The 20,863-nt window shown below is 60.7% G+C and carries 15 protein-coding genes and 1 tRNA gene; 1 reads left to right on the top strand and 15 read right to left on the bottom strand.

Annotation, left to right across the window (positions count from 1 at the left end; genetic code table 11):
- Positions 1-16 precede the first annotated feature (16 nt).
- The 12 genes from SKZ59_RS13455 to SKZ59_RS13400 form a co-directional block, all read right to left on the bottom strand.
- Positions 17-1,567, bottom strand: coding sequence for an alpha-N-arabinofuranosidase (locus SKZ59_RS13455; protein WP_319992052.1), 1,551 nt, complete (start codon positions 1,565-1,567; stop codon positions 17-19).
- 237 nt (positions 1,568-1,804) lie between these two features.
- On the bottom strand, positions 1,805-2,572 hold the full coding sequence (locus SKZ59_RS13450; RefSeq protein WP_139091365.1) for an SDR family NAD(P)-dependent oxidoreductase: 768 nt from the start codon (positions 2,570-2,572) through the stop codon (positions 1,805-1,807).
- Positions 2,573-2,607: 35 nt separating this feature from the next.
- Positions 2,608-4,185, bottom strand: coding sequence for an aldehyde dehydrogenase (NADP(+)) (locus SKZ59_RS13445; RefSeq protein WP_219328534.1), 1,578 nt, complete (start codon positions 4,183-4,185; stop codon positions 2,608-2,610).
- Positions 4,182-5,174 (bottom strand): AraD1 family protein, encoded by a 993-nt coding sequence (gene araD1 / locus SKZ59_RS13440; RefSeq protein ID WP_319992051.1) that lies wholly within the window; start codon positions 5,172-5,174, stop codon positions 4,182-4,184. The genes SKZ59_RS13445 and araD1 overlap by 4 nt, the downstream gene beginning before the upstream one ends.
- A gap of 12 nt (positions 5,175-5,186) precedes the next feature.
- Complete coding sequence (locus SKZ59_RS13435; protein ID WP_034752921.1) at positions 5,187-6,929, bottom strand: IlvD/Edd family dehydratase; 1,743 nt, start codon at positions 6,927-6,929, stop codon at positions 5,187-5,189.
- A gap of 228 nt (positions 6,930-7,157) precedes the next feature.
- Complete coding sequence (locus SKZ59_RS13430; RefSeq protein WP_319992050.1) at positions 7,158-8,228, bottom strand: aldose epimerase family protein; 1,071 nt, start codon at positions 8,226-8,228, stop codon at positions 7,158-7,160.
- Positions 8,229-8,245: 17 nt separating this feature from the next.
- Positions 8,246-9,193, bottom strand: a complete 948-nt coding sequence (locus SKZ59_RS13425) for a glycoside hydrolase family 43 protein (protein ID WP_319992049.1) — start codon at positions 9,191-9,193, stop codon at positions 8,246-8,248.
- Positions 9,194-9,217: 24 nt separating this feature from the next.
- A complete protein-coding gene (locus SKZ59_RS13420) occupies positions 9,218-10,570 on the bottom strand; it encodes an MFS transporter (RefSeq protein ID WP_070304467.1) in 1,353 nt (450 codons plus the stop codon).
- A 109-nt stretch (positions 10,571-10,679) separates the two neighbouring features.
- Positions 10,680-13,337, bottom strand: coding sequence for a TonB-dependent receptor (locus SKZ59_RS13415; protein WP_319992048.1), 2,658 nt, complete (start codon positions 13,335-13,337; stop codon positions 10,680-10,682).
- A gap of 279 nt (positions 13,338-13,616) precedes the next feature.
- The gene (locus SKZ59_RS13410; protein ID WP_034752913.1) at positions 13,617-14,195 is read right to left on the bottom strand and encodes a PIN domain-containing protein; all 579 of its coding nucleotides are present in this window, start codon (positions 14,193-14,195) and stop codon (positions 13,617-13,619) included.
- Positions 14,195-14,749 (bottom strand): helix-turn-helix domain-containing protein, encoded by a 555-nt coding sequence (locus SKZ59_RS13405; RefSeq protein ID WP_319992047.1) that lies wholly within the window; start codon positions 14,747-14,749, stop codon positions 14,195-14,197. The genes SKZ59_RS13410 and SKZ59_RS13405 overlap by 1 nt, the downstream gene beginning before the upstream one ends.
- Before the next feature lie 61 nt (positions 14,750-14,810).
- Positions 14,811-14,886: transfer RNA gene (locus SKZ59_RS13400), tRNA-Arg, on the bottom strand.
- Positions 14,887-15,085: 199 nt separating this feature from the next.
- Here SKZ59_RS13400 and SKZ59_RS13395 point away from each other — a divergent pair.
- Positions 15,086-15,646: a c-type cytochrome gene (locus tag SKZ59_RS13395; RefSeq protein WP_070304465.1), complete on the top strand. Its 561-nt coding sequence runs from the start codon at positions 15,086-15,088 to the stop codon at positions 15,644-15,646.
- Between the two features lie 138 nt (positions 15,647-15,784).
- Here the strand turns inward: SKZ59_RS13395 and SKZ59_RS13390 are convergent, their stop codons facing one another.
- The 3 genes from SKZ59_RS13390 to SKZ59_RS13380 form a co-directional block, all read right to left on the bottom strand.
- A complete protein-coding gene (locus tag SKZ59_RS13390) occupies positions 15,785-17,860 on the bottom strand; it encodes a M13 family metallopeptidase (protein ID WP_319992046.1) in 2,076 nt (691 codons plus the stop codon).
- Between the two features lie 181 nt (positions 17,861-18,041).
- The gene (locus SKZ59_RS13385; protein ID WP_319992045.1) at positions 18,042-20,117 is read right to left on the bottom strand and encodes a M13 family metallopeptidase; all 2,076 of its coding nucleotides are present in this window, start codon (positions 20,115-20,117) and stop codon (positions 18,042-18,044) included.
- A 174-nt stretch (positions 20,118-20,291) separates the two neighbouring features.
- A complete protein-coding gene (locus tag SKZ59_RS13380) occupies positions 20,292-20,513 on the bottom strand; it encodes a hypothetical protein (protein WP_070304462.1) in 222 nt (73 codons plus the stop codon).
- Positions 20,514-20,863: the final 350 nt, after the last annotated feature.

Below are 20,863 nucleotides of genomic sequence, written 5' to 3'. Positions count from 1 at the left end.
ACAGGTGAGCGACAGCTTAGTCGACGGCCACCACCACCACGGCCTTGGCAGGCACCGACACGGTCAGCTTGCCGCCTTGCGCCTGGGCATTAAACGCCACCGGCTGCACGGCTTGCGGTTGCGCAAAGCTGTTGACGGCATCCATCTTGCCCGCGGTCAGCATGCGGCCCGTCACGCTGGCCACTTGCTTGCCGGCCAATGCCACGCTCACGTCGACCGCCTTGTGCGGGTTCGTGTTGACCAGCGACAGATACACCTTGCCATCCTTGCCGCGCGCGGCCGAGGCGCTCACTTCCGGAATGCTGACCTTGCCCAGGCTGTACTTGCCATTACCCTGGATGGCGACCGGCAGGGACGTGGCATCCTGGAACGGCACGTACATTTCAAACGCGTGATACGTAGGCGTGAGGAAATATTTGTCCTTGTCCGTGATGATCATCGCCTGCAGCACGTTGACCATTTGCGCGATATTCGTCATGCGCACACGGTCCGCGTGGGCGTGGAAAATATTGAAGTTCAAGGCCGCGACCAGCGCGTCGCGCAAGCTGTTTTGCTGGAACAGGAAACCGGTGTTGGTGCCCGGTTCCACGTCGTACCAGGTGCCCCATTCATCGACGTACAAGCCCGTCTTTTTCGAGGGATCGTTCTTGTCAATGGCGGCGATATTGTTCTTGATCAAGCTATCGATGCGCAGGGTGCGGCTCAGGGTGGAAATCCACTCATTTTCGCCAAAGCCTGTGGCCGCGCCCTTCTTTTCCCAGACGCCGGTCGGCACCGTGTAGTAGTGGAAACTGATGGCGTCCATCATGTTCGGCTTGATTTCGCGGCTTAGGGTGCTGGACCAGCTGATGTCGTCGTCATTGCCGCCGCTGGCGATGAATTTCGGGCGCGCGCTTTCCGGCGTCTTCATGAAGGTGTGATAGTGCTTGTACAGGTCGGCATAGTACTGCGGGCGCATATTGCCGCCGCAACCCCAGGCTTCATTGCCGATGCCAAAGTAATCGACCTTGTACGGCTGGGCACGGCCATTCTTGCGGCGCAGCTCGGCCAGGGTCGACTTGCTGTCCGACGTCATGTATTCGAGCCATTCGGACATTTCCTGCGGCGTGCCGGAACCGAGGTTGCCGTTGATATAGGTCTGCGCGCCCAGGAGCTCTGCCAGGTCGAAGAATTCGTGCGTGCCGACGGCGTTCGATTCTTCCACGCCGCCCCAGTTGGTGTTGACCTTGGTCGGACGCTTGTCGCGCGCGCCGATGCCGTCCTTCCAGTGGTATTCATCGGCAAAACAGCCGCCCGGCCAGCGGACCAGCGGCACGTGCAACTGTTTCAGCGCGCCCAGCACGTCGTTGCGCCAGCCCTTGGTATTCGGAATGGAAGACTCCGGTCCCACCCACATGCCTTCATAGATACCGGTGCCCAGGTGTTCTGCGAACTGGCCGTACACGTTCTTGTTGATCACGGCACCGGGCTTGGCCACGTCGATGGTGACCTTGACGGGCGCGGCAAAGGTGCTGCCGGCGGCCATGGCCAGGCTGAGGGCCACGATGCTGGTATGGATGAGTTTCATGCTGTCTCCTGTTTTTTAGTGAAAAGCAAGGGCCGGGATCAACCCGGCAATATGGATATGGCGATGCCTCTCCTGCCGCGGGGTTGAGGCGGCAAGAGGGTATTTCAAAGGAAGAAGGTGGCTGCGGGCAAACCCGCGGCCGACAAAACGCCCAGGGCTAGGCGCAGGGTCGAAGACAGTACGCTAGTACATCAGTACGATGACATCCGACCCTGCAACAACGCCCTGGACGTTTTGTCACACCCAGCCGGCGTCGACGATGAATTCCTGGGAGGAGCACATCGCGCCGTCATCGGAAGCAAGGAACAGCACCATGGCGGCGATGTCCTGTGGCATCAACTTGCTGGGCAAGCATTGGCTTTTCTTGATTTCCACTTCGGCCGCGTCGTCGACCCACAGGTCGATCTGGCGCTGCGTCATGACCCAGCCCGGTGTGACGGTGTTGACGCGGATATTGTGGGCGCCAAAGTCGCGCGCCAGGCCCCGCGTGAGGCCCACGACGGCCGCCTTGGTGGTGGCATACACAGGGTAGCCGCCCGACTTCATGTGCCAGGAAATCGAGCTGACGTTGATGATGGAACCGCCGCCCTTGCGCTTCATGCCCTCGAAGACGGCCTGGCACGTGAAGAACATGGGACGCTGATTGATCGCAATGCGCTCGTTCCAGTATTCCAGGGTGACGTCCTGCGCCTGGTGGCGCTGGTCGTTGGCGGCATTGTTGACGAGGATATCGAAGTCGCCCAGCTTGTCGGCCAGTTCGGCCATGACGGCTTGCAACGATGGAATATCCGTGATGTCGCAATGGCGGAACAACGGTGCCGTCAGGCCCGCTTCGGCCAGGCGGCGGCACAGGGCCTCGCTCGCTTCCACGGCGATATCGACAAACGCCACCAGTGCGCCCTGGGCAGCAAATTCCGCCACCAAAGATTCGCCGATGCCGCTGCCGCCACCCGTGATGAACACGCGCTTGCCCTGCAAGCTGCCATATTTCGCCAATTGCTTCATCTTGTCTCCGCCTGTTTATTTTTATTTTTTTGTGATTAAAGTTTGCCCAGCACGCCATCGTGACGGCGCCAGATGCCCAGCGGATTATCGTCGCGCAGCGACTCCGGCAGCAAGTCTTGCGGCAGGTTCTGGTAGGACACGGGACGCAGGAAGCGGTTGATGGCTGCCGTACCGACCGAGGTGCTGCGGCCATCCGACGTGGCCGGGAACGGGCCGCCGTGCACCATGGCCGTCGACACTTCCACGCCCGTCGGGAAACCGTTGGCCAGGATGCGGCCCACGCGGCGTTCCAGCACGGGCAGCAGACGGCGCGCATCGTCCACGTCGCCGGCATCGATTTGCAGGGTGGCCGTCAGCTGGCCTTCCAGACTTTCCGTGATCGCCAGCAATTGCTCGATATCGCGGCAGGCGACCAGCAGGGAAGCGGGACCGAAGACTTCGTCGCGCAGATCGTGCTTGGCCAAAAACGCTTCGCCCGAAGTGACGAACAGGGCGGCGGCACCCTTGCCTTCGTCGCCCGTGTTTTGCACCAGCGGCGTCACGTCGGCATGCTGCGCCAGGGCGGCAACGCCCTTGGCATAGCTGCTGGCTATGCCAGCCGTCAACATGGTGGCAGCAGGCGCCGGCGCCAGCGCTTCGGCGGCAGCGGCGGCAAACGCCGTAAAGTCAGGACCTTCCAGACCCAGCACGAGGCCGGGATTGGTGCAGAACTGGCCCACGCCCATGGTCAGCGAGGCGGCAAAGCCGCTGGCGATCGCCGCGCCACGGGCAGCCAGCGCTTGCGGCAACACGAAGACGGGATTGATGCTGCTCATTTCAGCATATACGGGTATCGGTTGCGCACGTTCGGCCGCCACCTTCATCAGGGCGATGCCGCCCGAACGCGAACCCGTAAAGCCGACAGCCTGGATGGCGGGATGCGCCACCAGGGTCTGGCCGATGCCATTGCCCGTGCCTGTCAACAAGGCGAACACGCCGGCCGGCAGCTTGCAGATGGCAATCGCTTTCACGATGGCGCGCGCCACCAGTTCCGACGTGCCCGGATGGGCCGAGTGGGCTTTCAGGACGACGGGGCAGCCGGCAGCCAGGGCCGAGGCAGTATCGCCGCCGGCCACCGAGAAGGCCAGCGGGAAGTTACTGGCCGCGAACACGGCGACGGGGCCCAGGCCGATCATGCGCAAACGCAAGTCAGGACGCGGCGGCGTGCGTTCCGGCAAAGCCGAATCGATGCGCGCATCCGTCCACGATCCCTCGCGCAGCAAGCCGGCGAACAATTTCAATTGACCGACCGTGCGGCCGCGTTCGCCTTCCAGGCGCGCGCGCGGCAAGCCGCTTTCCGTCATGGCGCGCACGATCAGGTCGTCGCCCAGCTCAAGGATTTGCGCGGCGATGGTGTCGAGGAAATCGGCGCGTTCCGCGTCGCTGGTGGCGCGGAACGGGTCGAATGCGGCTTGGGCCAGGCGGCACGCCGCGTCGATTTGCGCGGCATCGACCATGTGGAAAGCGGGCGCGATGTGGGCGCGCGCGGCCGGGTCCCACGCTTCGAAAGAGCCGCCATTGCCCTTGACGGCGACGCCGCCGATCAATGCATCACCGGTGATATTGAAACTCATAATGTGCTCACTTTCGCAAATTCGGTTGGGAAGACATCGAGGCGGTTGCGCAAGGCAGGGCCAAAGGCCGGCGCTTCGATTTCAAAGGTTTCGCCAGGCGCCACGCTCACGCCATCGGCAAAGCTTAACGTTGCCGTGCCAAAGAAGTGTACGTGCACGTCGCCAGGGCGCTTGAACAGCGGATATTTGAAGTGATGATGTTCCAGGTTGGCGATCGTGTGCGACATATTCTCTTCGCCGCTGACGAACGCTTTTTCCCAGCGTACATTGCCAGCCGCGTCCAGCACGCGCGAAGTACCGGCGATATGCGCGGGCAATTCGCCCACCAGCAGGGCCGGGCCCACGCTGCAGGCTCGCAACTTCGAGTGGGCCAGGTACAGATAGTTCTGGCGCTCCGTCACGTGGTCCGAGAATTCATTGCCGATGGCGTAGCCGACCCGGTAGGGCTGGCCGTCGTCGCCGATCACGTACAGGCCGGCGATTTCCGGCTCTTCGCCGCCATCGAGGGCAAAGTCCGGCATGCGCAGCGGCTGGCCGCCAGCGCGCACGATGGAGCCGTCGCCTTTATAGAACCATTCGGGCTGGGCGCCGGCCGTGCCGTCAGCCGGCTTGCCGCCTTCCACGCCCAGGCGGAACATTTTCATCGAGTCGCTCAGGGATTCCGCGTCGCCGCCGATCTTCTTGTGCATGGCGTCGCGCGCGCCGGCGCTGCCCAAATGGGTCAGGCCCGTGCCCGTCACGTAGCAGTGCGCTTCGTCGGCATGGTCGAGCGGCGGCAGCACACGTCCGGCAGCGGCCACGTCCGCATAGGAATGCGTGGTGTTGCCGACCGTGGCGTTGACCAGATCCGCCAGGCTGACTTTCTTTCGGATGGCGTCTTGCGCCAGCGCATACGTCGTGTTGTAGCCTTCGATGACGCGGATGGCGTCGTCTTGCAGCAGGCCGACGAGGCGGCCGCCATGTTCATTCGTAAATTGCAGCAACAGCATGGGATTCTCCGCTTAATGTGAGTGGCGCGGCACGGCGGAACCGCGATTGCCGACCAGGAAGTCGAAATCGCAGCCTTCATCGGCCTGCAACACGTGTTCGATGTACAGCTGCTGGTAGCCGCTCTTCGGCCCGGGCGCGCTGCCCAGTTCGCGGGCCGCCAGGCGCTCGGCGATTTCCGCGTCGCTGATGTCGATGTTCAGGCTGCCATTGTGGCAATCGAGGGCGATCATGTCGCCGTCGCGCACGATGCCCAGCGGACCGCCGGCCATCGCTTCCGGCGCCACGTGCAGCACGACGGTGCCGTAGGCCGTGCCGCTCATGCGCGCATCCGAAATACGCACCATGTCGGTGATGCCTTGCGCCAGCAGTTTCGGCGGCAAGCCCATGTTGCCTACTTCCGCCATGCCAGGATAGCCTTTCGGGCCGCAGTTCTTCATGACCAGCACGGAGTTCGCGTCGACATCCAGATCCGGATCAACGATGCGGGCCTTGTAATGTTCAAAGTCCTCAAACACGACGGCCTTGCCGCGATGCTGCATCAGGTGTGGCGAGGCGGCCGACGGTTTCAACACGGCGCCGCGTGGCGCCAGATTGCCGCGCAACACGCAAATGCCGCCATCGGCCAGCAATGGGTTGTCCAAGGTGCGTACCACCTCGTCGTTGTAAATCGGCGCTTCGACGCAGTTGTCCCACAGCGACTTGCCGTTGACGGTCAGCGCGTTCTTGTGCGGCAGCAGATCACCCTCGCCCAGGCGGCGTATCACGGCCGGCAAGCCGCCCGCATAATAAAACTCTTCCATCAGGAAACGGCCCGACGGCAGCAAGTCGACGATGGTCGGCGTGCCGCGGCCTACCTTGGTCCAGTCTTCCAGCTCCAGCGGCACGCCGATGCGGCCGGCAATCGCCTTCAGGTGGATCACGGCATTGGTCGAACCGCCGATGGCGGCGTTGACCTTGATGGCGTTTTCAAATGCTTCGCGCGTCAGCACTTTCGACAGGCGCAGGTCTTCATGCACCATTTCGACGATGCGGATGCCCGACATATGGGCCAGCACGTAGCGGCGTGAATCGACGGCGGGGATGGCCGCGTTGTGCGGCAGGGACGTGCCCAGCGCTTCCGCCATGCTGGCCATCGTCGAAGCCGTGCCCATGGTGTTGCAGGTACCGGCCGAGCGCGACATGCCCGATTCGGCCGACATGAACTGGTGCAAGGTGATCGATCCCGCCTTCATCTGCTCGTGCAACTGCCATACGGCCGTGCCGGAACCGATGTCCTTGCCATTGAGCTTGCCGTTCAGCATGGGGCCGCCGCTGACGACGATGGTCGGGATGTCGACGCTGGCAGCGCCCATCAGCAGCGCCGGCGTCGTCTTGTCGCAGCCGACCAGCAGCACGACGGCGTCCATCGGATTGCCGCGGATCGATTCTTCCACGTCCATCGACGCCAGGTTGCGCGTCAGCATGGCCGTCGGGCGCAAATTCGATTCGCCATTCGAGAAGACAGGGAATTCCACTGGAAAACCGCCCGCTTCCAGGATGCCGCGCTTGACGTGCTCGGCCAATTGGCGGAAATGCGCGTTGCAAGGGGTCAGTTCGGACCAGGTATTGCAGATGCCGATGATGGGCTTGCCGTGAAACTCGTGGTCAGGTATGCCCTGGTTTTTCATCCAGCTGCGGTACATGAAGCCGTTCTTGTCCTGCGAGCCGAACCACTCGGCAGAGCGCAGGGCAACCTTCTTTTTTGTCTCAGACATGCCATTCTCCTGGTTGTGCCATGCCGGATCTAATGTCGTCGGCCCGGGCAGCGATGTTGGAATACTAAAGAATCCTGCCATGCCTTTCCAATCAATTTTTAATGCGTTCCGATATCGAAAACGATATCCATCAGCACCAATGAAAACGCCCTGCGGGCGCGTGGCGGCAGGGCGTGGAAGGTTTTTGGGGTCTGACCCGCCGGGTCAGACCCCAGGGGGCTGCGACGATTATTCTGCGGAAAACCGATAGACCGTTTCCGTCTGATACACCTCGCCCGGGCGCAAAATGGTATTCGGGAAATGCGACTGGTTCGGCGAATCCGGAAAATGCTGCGTTTCCAGGCACAGCGCGCCGCGATAGCGGATGGCGCCCTGCTTGCCCTGCTGGCTGCCGTCGAGGAAATTACCGGAATAAAACTGGATACCCGGCTCCTGCGTGTACACCTGCATCACCCTGCCCGATTGCGGCTCGCGCACGGTGGCGGCCAGGTTCAGCCCGTGATCTGCCTGTTGATTGAGCACAAAGTTATGGTCGTATCCGCGGCCGATGCGGAGCTGCTCATGCGGCACATCGATGCTGCTGCCGATGACGGTGCTCTGGCGCAAGTCGAACGGCGTGCCGGTCACGTCCGCCAGTTCGCCCGTGGGGATCGACCCCGCGTCCACGGGCAGGTAGCGGTCCGCGTTGATGGACAACTCGTGACCGAGGATATCACCGTCCCCCGCCAGATTGAAATAGCTGTGGTTGGTCAAGTTGATCGGCGTGGCCTGGTCCGTCAGGGCGTGGTAGCGCAGGTGCAGCGCATTGTCGTTGTCCAGTTCGTACACGACGGTGACGTCCAGCTTGCCCGGATAGCCGTCTTCGCCATGCGGGCTGCTGCGCGTGAACGTGATACCGACGGCGTCGTCGCTGGCGAACGGCACGGCTTGCCACATGACCTGGTGAAAGCCCTGGTTTCCGCCATGCAGGTGATTGGGTGGGTTGTTGACGGCCAGTTGGTAATCCTTGCCGTCCAGACTGAAACGTCCCTCGGCGATGCGGTTGCCGAAGCGCCCGATGACGGCGCCCAGGAAAGCGCTGTTGTGCAGATACGGTTCGATGCGATCGAAACCCAGCACCACGTCGGCAAAGTTGCCGTCGCGATCCGGCACGTGGATTTCGCTGATGATGGCGCCAAAGTCGAGCACCTTGACTTGCATGCCCTGGCGGTTCGTCAGGGTAAATACGCTGACGTGCCGGCCATCGGGCAGGATGCCGAACGGCAATTGCGTCACTGAAACAGAATCAACTGGGGTCATGGCGTCGGGTCCAGGTTTTACAGGGTCGATGAGCGGCCAAACACGGGCATGCCTTGCGCATCCCAGCGCAACGGTTTGACAAACGTGTGGCGGTCAGGGTTCCACAAAGGGTCGCCAACGATTTCCGTGTAGGTGCGGGCATGGTACACCAGCAATACGCCGTCGCCATCGCCGGCCGTCGTGAAGCTGTTGTGGCCGGGACCGTAGATGCCGTGCTCGTAGCAGGTGGCAAACACGGGCTCGGGCGACTTGGTCCACGAGAACGGATCGAGCAGGTCGGACGTGTCATCGGCCCACAGCAAGCCCATCGCGTAGTTTTCATCGGTGGCGCTGGCCGAATAGCTGATGAAGATCTTGCCGTTACGCTTCAGCACGGACGGCCCTTCGTTGACCCAGAAGCCGCGAATTTCCCAGTCGAATTCCGGCTTGCTCAGCATCACGGGCGGACCGGCCAGCTGCCACGGCGTGGCCATCGGCGCGATGTACAGGTTCGAATTGCCCTCGATGGCGACATCTTTCTGCGCCCACAGGTAATACAGCACGCCATCGTGCTCGAACGTGGTGGCGTCCAGGCAGAAGGTGTCGATGCCCGTGTCGATCTGGCCCATGAATTCCCATTCGCCAATCAAAGGATTGGCGTTCGTATTGCGGATCGCATACATGCGGTGCTGGAACAACTTATGTTTGATCTCGCGGCTTGGCGCGGCGGCGAAATACACATACCAGGCGCCCTGGTTGAAGTGCAATTCCGGCGCCCACACCAGCTCGCTGTACGGCCCCGTTTCCGGCTTGTGCCACACGTCGACCGTTTGCGCGTCGGCCAGGCCGGCGATGCTGTCGGCGCGGCGCAGTTCAATGCGATCGTACTGGGGCACGGACGCCGTAAAGTAATAATAGCCGTCGCTGTGACGGTAGATATGCGGGTCGGCACGCTGTTCGATCAGCGGTGTCAAGATGTCTGCCATGTTGCTTGCTCCATTCAATTATTCTTACGCGGAGACAAAACCGCGCTTGTGCATTTCCGACTTCACGCCGCTGTAGTACGTATCGCTGATGCGGTACTTGAACATCAGCAAGCCCATCAGCAAGTGGAAGAAACCGGGGATGATCGACAGCATCAGGGCGATACCGTTCAGGGCGAATTGCGTTTGCTCATGGTTGGGCTGGTAGTCGAAATACGCGAGCAGCACGCCGACCAGGCCGCCCGCCACCGCCATGCCCGCCTTCTGGCAGACGGAGATGCCGCCAAAGGCGAAGCCGGAGACGCGCTTGCCCGTCTTGACTTGACCGTAATCGATGGTTTCCGCGATGGCCGACCAGAACACGGGCGCATGCAAGTCCACCACGAAGGACAGGAGGAAATACAGCGCGAAAGCCAGCACGGTGTCGCTCGGTTTCACGAAGAAATAGATCGCCAGGCTGATCAGCGCGACGCCGATCTGCGTGTAGCGGAACAGTTTTACCTTGCAGTAAAACTTGGTGATCCAGGTCGATGCGATCATGGCCAGGATGGCGGCCACCACGCCCGTCGTGAGGAAGGCGGCCACGGTTTCCGTGCTGCCGCCCAGATAGTATTTCGCGTAATAAATGGCGACCGAGCCGCGCACGACGTAACCGATGGTGCCCGTGACGCACACGCCGCACAGCACCAGCCACTGGTCGTTTTGCAGCAGCACTTTCAATTGCGCAAGCAGCGATTGCTTTTCCACCACGTGCACGACGCGCTCGGTGGTGGAGAAATAGCAGAACAGGAAAAGGGCCACACCCATGACGGCCATCACGGCCATGGCCGCCTGGTAGCCGACGGCCGGGTTGCCGCCGCCCCAGCGCTGCGACAGGATTGGCACGACGATGGTCACCATGAAGGCGCCGATCTTGGCGAAGAACAGGCGGTAACCGTTGGCCGACAGGCGGTCCTGCGGGTCGCTGGTCAGGCCGCTGATCAGGGAAATGTAGGGGATGCCCACGCCGGCCGTCATGATGGTCATCAGGATATACGTCGAGTATGCCCAGATCAGCTTGGCGTCATAGTGCCACTCGGGCGTGCTGAAGACAAAGAAGACGCTGACGCCATACGGCACGGCCAGCCACAGCAGATACGGCCGGTAGCGGCCCGAGGCAAAGCTGTAGCGGTCGGTGATCTGGCCCATGACCAGGTCGGCGATGGCGCCGATGACTTTCACAGCCACGAACAGCAGGGCCAGGTCGGTGGTTTTCAAGCCATAGATATCGGTATAAAAAAAGGTGATGATCAACATCATCGACGAGATGACGACATTGAGCGCCATGTCGCCGGCGCCGAAGCCGACCTTTTCAACGGTAGATAATTTTTGCGTCTCCATGCTTTCCGTCCATTCTTTTTATGATGAATCGTGCGTGACTGCCCAACTGACAGGGGCGTTGCAGGCCGAAACCATGGCAACGCCCTTGATTTTTTACTGTGCGACCAACTTACATTTTCCAGCGCAGTGATAACCCTACCGTGCGGTCATAGCGGCGCGTATCGCGCGGATACACGCCCGCTGTGTTCCAGTAATCCTTGAACTTGGTGTCGAGCAAGTTATTCCCATCGAAGGTCACGGTGAACTGGTCGTTGATCTTGTACGACAGCGAACCGTCAAGCTGGGCCGTCGGCGCCACTTTCAAGTCCAGGCCTGGGCCGCCCTGGTTGTAGCTGTCGATGAATTTCGAGCGCCAGTTGTAGGCCAAACGGCCCGACCATGCGTCTTTTTCGTACAGCACGACCAGGTTGTAGGCATAGCGCGACACGCCCGTGATGGCATGGCTGCCCGTCTCGTCGTCCGTGGTGCCGCTCATGTAGGTGCCGTTCGCTTGCAAGCCCAGGCCGCTCAACAGGCCAGGCAAGCCGTCATAAAACTGCTGGTAGCCAATTTCCAGGCCCTGCAGCTTGCCGGCGGCCGTGTTGTACGGGCGGTCCACGTCATAGGTCTTGCCGGCGATGGTTTCGCTGGAAATGCGTTGCTGGATATAACCGTCGAACTTGTGGTGGAACACGGTAGCCGTGACGGAACCGGCGGGCGCGAAATACCATTCCAGTGCCGCGTCAACATTGTCGCCCGTGACTGGTTTCAGATTCGGATTGCCGCCCGCGCCCGTCGCCTTCACCGTTTCCGTCGAGTTGACCAGGGCCACGCCCGGGTTCAGCTGGGAAAAGCCGGGACGGCTGATGGTGCGGCCTGCAGCGAAGCGGCCGACCAGGTCCGAGCGCAGCTTGATTTTCAGGGCCACGCTCGGCAGCACATCGGTACTGGCCGTGTCGCTGATGACAGGCGTGTAGACGCCATCTTGCGAACTGTTGCCTTGCAAGCTTTGTTCGGTGCGCACGACGCGCACGCCCAGGGTGCCGTCGACGGGGTAGGCGCCCAGCTTGAAGGCAACCTTGGCCTTGGTATAGATCGAGTACGTCTTTTCCGTATCCTTGAAGAACGAGCCCGGGTCCATTGCCCGCGCCGCGCTGCTGCCCGTGACGGCTTCGCGGATGGTGCCCGTGTTATTGAGCAGGAAGCTGGCGCACGGCGTGTACCACTGCTTCAAGCCATAGTCGGGGCCGCCGCTGGACATCGGTTCCGACAGACAATTGAGGCCCGGAATCGACGTCACACTCTGGCGGCCGAACGGAAACGCGGCGCCGGACACGTCCGGTGCTTCCGCATTGCCCTCGAAACTCTTGATCGATTCGGCTTCGCGCTTCACGCCGCGCAGGCCGACGCTGATTTCCTTGAAGATGCCGCCCGCGCTGGGCGTGTACGCCAGGTCGGCGCGCACGTCGTTCGAGCTGCCCTGGTCCTTGCCGTAGCGGTCGAAGAAACCCTTCAGATAGTAGTTCGACGGGTCTTGCAAATCGCTGCCCGTGTAGTCCACGTGCAAGGTGCCGTTCTGGTTGGTATTGATGCGGGCATTCGGCACGACGGTAATCGCATCGAGAATCGGGTTGCGCCAGGCATAGGTGCTTTTGGTGCTGGCCACTTCCGACGTGAAACGCCATTCCGGGTTGATATCCCACAAGCCGCCCACGGCAAATTGATGCGTCTTCGTCTCGTTCTTGTTCGCCTGCGTCGACATGATGGTGTTGACGTTGGTGGACGTGAGCGTTTGCAGCTGGTTGGTGCCAGGAATTTTTGTAGCCGACACGGGCGTGCCCCACCACGGCAAGCCGACAAAGTAATCGGACTCGGCATCGAGCAGGAAGCGCGTGGCCATGCCTTCGGCGTACAGCTCGACGTCGGCGTTCGGGCGCCATTGCAGCACGGCATTGGCGGTGGTGCGGCGGCGGTCGCCCTTGATCGGCAGCAAGCCCACCTGGTCCGGCCCCGTCAAACCGGGCGACAGGAAACTTTTATCCACGGGCGCCGTATTGAACGCGCGTTCCTCATGGTAGCGGTGCTGCTGCTGCGACAAGCCCAGCAGCGCGCCCACTTCGCCGATGCCCGTCTTCCAGCGGTTCGACAGCATGCCGCTGATGTTCGGGTCGGTGGCCTTGGATTTGTCGCTGTAGACGGCGCGCGTATTCACGCTGGCCGTGAAATCCTTGAAATCGAACGGGCGGTTGGTGCGCACGTCGATGATGCCGGCCACGCCGCCTTCGACCTGGTCCGCACCCTGCGATTTGTACACGTCAACGCGCTGCAGCATCGTGGCAGGAATGTCGGCCAGGTTGACATAGCGGCCCGTGGTGGTGAACAGTTCGCGGCCGTTGAGCAGGGTCGTGACATCGCGCAAGCCGCGGATCATGACGGCGCTCGCCTCGCCCGAATCGCGGCGGATCTGGATGCCGGAAATGCGCGCCAGGGTTTCAGCCACGTTGTTATCGGGGAATTTGCCGATGTCGTCGGCCACGATGGAATCGATGACCTGGTCCGAGCGCATCTTGATCTGTTGCGAATTCTGCGCCGAGCGGCGCACGCCGCTGACGGTCACGACCGACACTTCCGCAGCCGGCTCGGCACCGGCGTCGGCCGCCACCGCATCCTGCGCCCAGACCGAAGCCGTGCTCAGCAAGCCAATACCGGCCAATGCAGCAACGGCTGCCTTCAAGGTGAATGGACGAGGGGAAGTGGCCGCGAGCGGGCCGGTGGCGTTGCGCATCATGAATCTCCAGATATTGTATTGATATTTTTTGTATCGCTTGCATGTCGTTCGCATGCTCGGCGTTTATCTTAGGGGCTGGGCGATAATCTCTCCAATCAATTTTTCCACTGTTTCGATATCAATATTGATATCAGCGGCTGGAGGACTTTGGAGGTTGTAAACAGGCAACGGCAGGGGCGTCAGGGACGTTTCAGTCAGGGCGGTGCCTGAAAAAAGCAGTTCAAGCCTCAGAAAAACGCAGGCAGGTATTTCAAGGGTGGCGGAGCGGTGGAGCGGAGGCTAGAGCAAGGCAATCGCGGAACGCAGCAACTTGCCCAGTTGCGGCAAGCCTTGCGCTTCGTAGGTGGCAATCAGTTCGGCGGCGGATCTGGGCGGTTTTCGCAAGCGTGCCCGGTTTTCCTTGACGACACTGAGCATGCGTATCGGCGCCAGTTCATACTGCGCTACCAAAAAATCATCGGGGTGCAAGACTTCAATGTTGTGCCCTCGCATGATCGCGTCCGGGAAGTCTTTGAGATTGAATGTGACGACGGCGTCCGCATGTCCCACGATGGCTGCCGCCAGCACGTGCCGGTCGTCGGCATCGGGCAAGACCAAGGCATCAATCAGGTATTCGTACGACTCGATCAGGCCGTCCTCCACTGCCTCGGCCATCAGTACGCTGGTGCGTGCCAACGCCGAAGGGTCGAGATCAGGCCGCTTGAGCAGCAAGTTGCGTTGCCACTCCTCCTGTATCTGCGCTGTCCAGCGTGCGCTGAAGATACCGTCCGCCGCCAAACTCAGCAATAGGTCACGCAAGGGTGCCGGATACAGCACACAGGCATCGAGGACGGCGGTGTAACGGTAGTATCCGGCCATCAGTACCCCAGTTCAAGCTCCTGCGCCTGATCTGCCAAGGCCTGCAAAGCCTGTTGCGAACGCCGTTTGCGCTCATCCTTGTACTGCACCACATCCTCAAAGCGCAGCCGGCGGTGCGTACCCACCTTATGATGGGGAATCTTCCCAGCCTCGAGCAGGCGCACCAGATAGGGCCGCGACATATTCAAATACATCGCCGCTTCCTGCGTCGTCACATCATGTTCCTTCGGCATGACCGTCACGGCTTTGCCTTGCGCCAGGGTGCCCAGGACATCGGCAAACAGACGCAATACATTCGGCGGCAAGCGCAGCAAGGGGGCGTCGCCCAAGTCTTGCGCGCCCTCTTCCAGAACGGCAATCTGCACGGCACGCGAATGATCCAGCGCACTGACCAGGCAGCGCTGCGCCGCTTTCGCCAGTTCCAGGTCTTCTTTATTTTCCAGACGATCGATTACATTCGACATGGCATTCCTCCCTGCTTTCCATTCAAGCTTACGAGCCAAACGCAATAAACGCAACCAAAATAGTATAACAATTTGTGCAGGGACAAGCACAGGGCTACCCATCAACTGCGAACAGAGGGGGAATAATTGAGGGAAACGACGGAGGACATCTTGGTGCGGCTGGCGGGGATCGAACCCACGACCCTTGGCTTCGGAGGCCAATACTCTATCCACTGAGCTACAGCCGCGTAGGGGGAATTTCTGAAGTGATGCGAAGGATACCGTTTTTCTTTACCTACGTCTACGGAAACTGTCGTATCGCTGGCAATTGCATGTCACTGCTCAATTTTTGTGCCTATAATTGTGGGTTTCATAAAGGTTTACATCCAAGCATGTAAAAATGCTACCTTACACGGCCATCAGTTTCAAATCTGGACTAAGGACATCATGAGCGACGCACATAACGAACAACAATCAGCGATCAAAACGCCTAAACAATTGCTTGCCGCCGTAGCTGGCTTCTTCCTCGTCACCGTCATCGGCATCATCTTGCTGGTGCAGTTCGTCACAGCGCAAAAACTGACGGGCGCCGGTACGGACAGCCAGTCGCCGGAAGCCATTGCCGAGCGCTTGAGCCCAGTTGCCAATGCTGGCTTTACCTTCAAGGATGCCAGCGGTCCGAAAGTGCTGCAAAGCGGCGAAGCCGTCTACACGGCGACCTGCGTGGCTTGCCATGGCGCCGGCGTGGCCGGTGCACCGAAATTTGGCGACGCGGGTAGCTGGTCGGCCCGCCTGGCCCAGGGCTACGATACGGTCCTGAAACACGCCATCGAAGGCTTGCGCGCGATGCCGGCCAAGGGCGGCAATCCGGACCTCGACGATGTGGAAGTGGCGCGCGCCGTCGTCTACATTGCCAACGCGTCGGGCGGCAAGTTCAAGGAACCGGAAGTGCCGGCACCGGCTGCGGCCGCTGATGGCGCTGCTCCTGCAGCCGAGCCTGCCAAATAATTCAGCCAGCGCGCTGAACCAGGAACCGCCCGGATGGGCGGTTTTTTTTCGTCCGCAGTTTGTGCCAGATCACACGGCGTGAAAAAGCCGCCCGGCTTGATAGCGGGGCGGCCCGGTGCTAGCGCGTCAGCACTGCTGTTACCACATGATGACGCGGTCTTTCGGCGGCAGATACATCTTGTCGCCCGGTTTCACGTCGAAGGCTTGATAGAAGCCGGGCTGGTTGCGCATGGTGCCGTTGGCGCGGAACTGGCCTGGCGAGTGCGGGTCCGTTTTCAGCAAGACCAGTTGCTGCGCTTCACGCATCTTCATGCGCCATACCTGGGCAAAGCCCGCGTAGAAGCGCTGTTCACCCGTGAAACCGTCGATGACGGGGGCTTTCTTGCCGTTCAGCGACAATTTGTATGCTTTGTACGCGATTGCCACGCCGGAATTGTCGGCGATGTTCTCGCCCAGGGTCAGTTCGCCGTTGACGAAGTGGCCTTTCACCGGGCTGAAGCCGTTGTACTGCGCCACCAGCTGCTTGGTTTTCTTGGCGAAGTTTTTATGGTCAGCCTTGGTCCACCAGTCGCGCAAATTGCCGTCGCCGTCGTACTGGGCGCCCTGGTCGTCGAAGCCGTGGCTGATTTCATGGCCGATCACGCCGCCGATGGCGCCATAGTTGACGGCATCGTCCGCGTTGGCGTCGAAGAACGGTGCTTGCAGGATGGCGGCCGGGAAGACGATTTCGTTCAGCTCAGGATTGTAATAAGCGTTCACGGTCTGCGGCGTCATGCCCCACTCGTCGCGGTCGATCGGCTGGCCCAGCTTGTTCAGCTCGCGGTTGTAGTTGAGCAGGTGCGAACGCTGGATGTTGCCGATCAAGTCGTCCGGCGCCACCGTCAGGCCCGAGTAATCGCGCCATTTGTTCGGATAGCCGATCTTGGTGGTGAACTTGGCCAGCTTGATTTGCGCCTGTTTCTTGGTGACGGGGCTCATCCAGTCGAGCTTGTCGATGCTTTGCTTGTAGGCCGTCATCAGGTTTTTCACCAGCGCTTCCATGCGCACCTTGCGCTCGGCCGGGAAATACTGCTCCACGTACAGCTGGCCCACGGCTTCACCCAGCGCGCCTTCGACGGCGCCCACGCCGCGTTTCCAGCGCGGACGCATTTCCGTCACGCCCGTCAGGGTAGTGCCATAAAACGCGAAGTTTTCATCGACATACGCTTTCGGCAGGTAGCCGGCGTTCGCGTGCAGCAAATGCCACTGGAAGTATGCTTTCCACGTTTCCAGCGGCGTCTTGTTGGCGATCTCGGCAAAACCCTTCAGGTAGCTGGGCTGGCTGACGATCACATAATTGACCTTGCCGGCGATACCCGTGTCCTTCAGGTAGCGGGCCCAGTCGTAGCCTGGCGCCACGCTGGCCAGTTTCGCCAGTTCCACCTTGTTGTAGGTTTTGACGGGGTCGCGGTTCTGCACATTGCTCCATTGCGCCTTGGCCAGTTCCGTTTCCAGCGCCAGGATAGCCTTGGCATTGGCGGCCGCGTTCGCGTCGCCAGCCAAACTGAGCATTTTTTCCACGTGGGCCAGGTATTTGGCGCGCGTATCGGCCTTGCCTTCTTCCAGGTAGTAATCGCGGTCAGGCAAGCCCAGGCCGCTTTGCACGATGTCGGCCACGTATTTGGTGGAATCCTTGGCGTCCTGGTGGATGCCGAAGTCGTAAGGCGAGGTCACGCCCAGCTTGCTGAAATGGGCGATCACGGCCGGCAATTCCGCCTTATCCTGCAGCGCGGCGATCTTCGCCAGCTCCGCGTTCAATGGGCTCAAGCCCAGGCTTTCCAGCTTGGCTTCATCCATGAAGCTGTTATAGAAATCACCGATTTTCTGGGCATTCGAACCGGCCGCGCGTGCCTTGTCGGCGGCAGCGCCTTCGACGATGCCGCGCAGCTGCGTTTGCGTATCGTCGGCCAGCTTGGCAAAACTGCCCCAGCTTGACTTGTCGGCAGGAATGACAGTTTCCGCCAGCCATTTGCCGTTCAGGTGCTGGAACAGGTCGTCCTGCGCGCGCACGGCAGGGTCGACGTATTCGACGGCGATGCCCGACGTCAGCGCCGCAGCGGCGACGGCCGTGGCGGGAGCGGCGGCGGCTTTCTTGGCACTATCAGCGGCGCCAGCCATGCCGGACACGCCGGCCAGCAAACTCAGGGTCAAAGCACTTAACAAATAACGATTCACGGTTGTCCTCTATATTATATTGTGTGGAATATAAGGGTCAGAAGGCCCAAGGCTTCTGGCCCGGTTTTTGACTGTAGCATACCGGCCGAAATGACAGAAAAAACTTTGGCCAGAATGCAAAAAAGACCACGCAAGTGGTCTTTTTTGTTGTGACAAGATAACGTTTACATGGGTACGGCGTTTACCAGATGATCACGCGGTTTTCCGGCGCGACATACATCTTGTCGCCCGGTTTCACGCCAAACGCTTCATAAAAACCTGGCTGGTTGACCATGGTGCCATTGGCGCGGTACTGGCCCGGCGAATGGGGATCGGTCTTGATCTGCACGATCTGCTGCGCTTCGCGCATCTTGCTGCGCCACACTTGGCCAAAGCCCATGTAGAAGCGCTGGTCGCCCGTCAAACCGTCCAGCACGGGCGCCGGCTTGCCGCCCAGCGAGATTTTATAGGCTTTATAGGCGATCGCCACGCCCGAGTTGTCGGCGATGTTTTCGCCCAGTGTCAGCGCACCGTTGACGTGGTAGCCAGGCAATGGGCTGTAGCCGTCGTACTGCTTGGTCAGCGCGTCGGCCTTGGCCGCAAAATTCTTGCGGTCGGCCGGGGTCCACCAGTCGCGCAGGTTGCCGTCGCCATCGGACTGGCTGCCCTTGTCGTCGAAGCCATGGCTGATTTCATGGCCGATGACGGCGCCGATGGCGCCATAGTTGACGGCGTCGTCCGCGTTGGCGTCAAAGAACGGTGGCTGCAGGATCGAGGCGGGGAAGACGATTTCATTCATCGTCGAGCTGTAATAGGCGTTCACCGTTTGCGGCGTCATGCCCCACTCTTCGCGGTCGATCGGCTTGCCCAGCTTGGCCACCTGGCGCGCGGAGCCGAAGTTGGCGGCGCGCATCATGTTGCCCACCAGGTCGCCCTGGACGATTTGCAGCTTCGTGTAATCGCGCCATTTGTTCGGATACGCGATTTTCGGCGTGAACTTGGCCAGCTTGGCTTGCGCTTCCTTCTTGGTCTCCGGGCTCATCCAGTCCAGGGTGTCGATGCTGTCCTTGTAGGCGGCCAGCACGTTTTTCACCAGTTCCTGCATGTGCGCCTTGCGCTCTGCCGGAAAATATTGCGCGACATACAGCTTGCCGACGGCTTCGCCCAGCACGCCTTCGACGGCGCCCACGCCACGCTTCCAGCGCGGCTGGTTTTCCTTCACGCCACTGAGTACCGTGCCGTAGAAGGCAAAGCTTTCATCGACGAAGTTTTTCGACAGGTAGCTGGCATAGCTGCGCAGCAACTGCCATTCGAAATACGCTTTCACGGTGTCCAGGTCGCTTGATGCCAGCACCTTGTTGTAGCCGGCCAGGTAGCTTGGCTGGTTGACGATGACGTAATCGACCTTGTTGGCGATACCGAGCGCGGCCAGGCCCGACTTCAGGTCGTAGCCCGGGGTCAGGTCGTTCAGCTTATTGATATCGGTCTTGTTGTAGCGTTTGACGGGATCGCGGTTCTCGACCTTGGTCCATTGCACTTCGGCCAGGGCCGTTTCCAGCGCAACGACCGCCTTGGCGCGCGCGGCAGCGTTCTTGTCGCCGGCCATGGCCAGCATTTTTTCCACGTGCGCCTGGTATTTTTCCTTGACGCCAGCCTGCTTGGCTTCCAGGTAATAGTCGCGGTCTGGCATGCCCAGGCCGCTTTGGCTTACATATGCCGCATATTTCGTCGAGGCACGCGCATCCTGGCTCACGTAGACGGCATAGGGAGTCGACACGCCCGTCTGGCTCAGGTGGGCGATCAGGGCCGGCACGCCCTTCTTGTCGCGCAGCGAACGGATGCGGTTCAGTTCGCCGGCCAGCGGCTTCGTGCCCAGCGCATCGAGCTTGGCTTCATCCATGTAGCTGGCGTACAGGTCGCTGATTTTCTGCGCTTCGGAACCGGCCTTCTTGTTTTTATCCTGTTGCGTCGCTTCGATGATGCCGCGCAATTGCGGCGTCGTGTCATCGCGCAGCTTGGCGAACGAACCCCAGCTCGACTTGTCGGCAGGGATCTCGGCCGTCGCCAGCCACTTGCCGTTCAAATGGGTAAAGAAATCGTCCTGCACGCGCACGGCGGGGTCGATGTACTGCACATCGATGCCGGAAACGACGCCAGCGGCGGCAGGCGCGGCGCTTGGGGCCACGGTCGGGGCGGCAGCGCCGGATACGGGTTCGGCGGCATGGGCAAACGCAGCCAACAGGGTCAGGGTCAGACTGCTCAAGAGATAGCGATTCACGAATTGTCCTTATGGGGCATGTCAAAAAGACCGGGCAGATAGCTGCGGGCGGATAGCCCGCCGCGCCAGGCGCTGCAGGAATGTAGCACGCGCCGCTCAGTTCGGCCAAGCTCAAGGGGCTTTCATTGTCCAGTCCGGCGAGCATGGCGTGGGCTGGAACAGCGCATGCAGCGTTTATCCATACAGATAAAGCAGGTCGTCGATCAGCGCCAGTTCCTGTTGCGTGAACTGCGTGTGGTTGAACTGCCCGATAGCTTCGAGCACACCTCTAATCGGCACTTGCCGTGACGGATCCTGAACGATGTCGATCAGCAGGCCGACATCAGGATCCCGCCCCCTCAGATACTTTTCGATCAGCGCTTCGAGCGAGACACGTGCCTGCAAATCAGTTAACATTTTTTATCTGCTGGGAAGAAAGAAGCTCCAGTCTAAATGAGCCGCAGCCCGCAGATAAAAAAAAGCCTGCGTCCGCGGACGCAGGCAAAACCACTTCGGGTCGAGAATGCGAGTCCACTATAGGGCCGCCGCACACGCTTTTTTTCGACTCTTACAAATGCTTACTCCCCTCAAGACTCCCTATACATCGCATACAAAACCGCAACATATGGCAAGCTGGCGGCCCCGTTTTCGCGCGTAGACTGGGTCCAGGCACGCTTTTTCCACGGCCGGCCCACGCCGGCAGAGATTCAGGTCTATACTTTCAACAAAGCGCCACTCCACGGGGACTGGCGCTTGTGCAAGACACG

This window comes from Janthinobacterium sp. GMG2, from assembly GCF_033949445.1.
Lineage (GTDB): Bacteria > Pseudomonadota > Gammaproteobacteria > Burkholderiales > Burkholderiaceae_D > Janthinobacterium > Janthinobacterium aestuarii.
The sequence above is the reverse complement of the archived record's forward strand: the minus strand, read 5'-3'. Positions and strand labels throughout refer to the sequence as shown.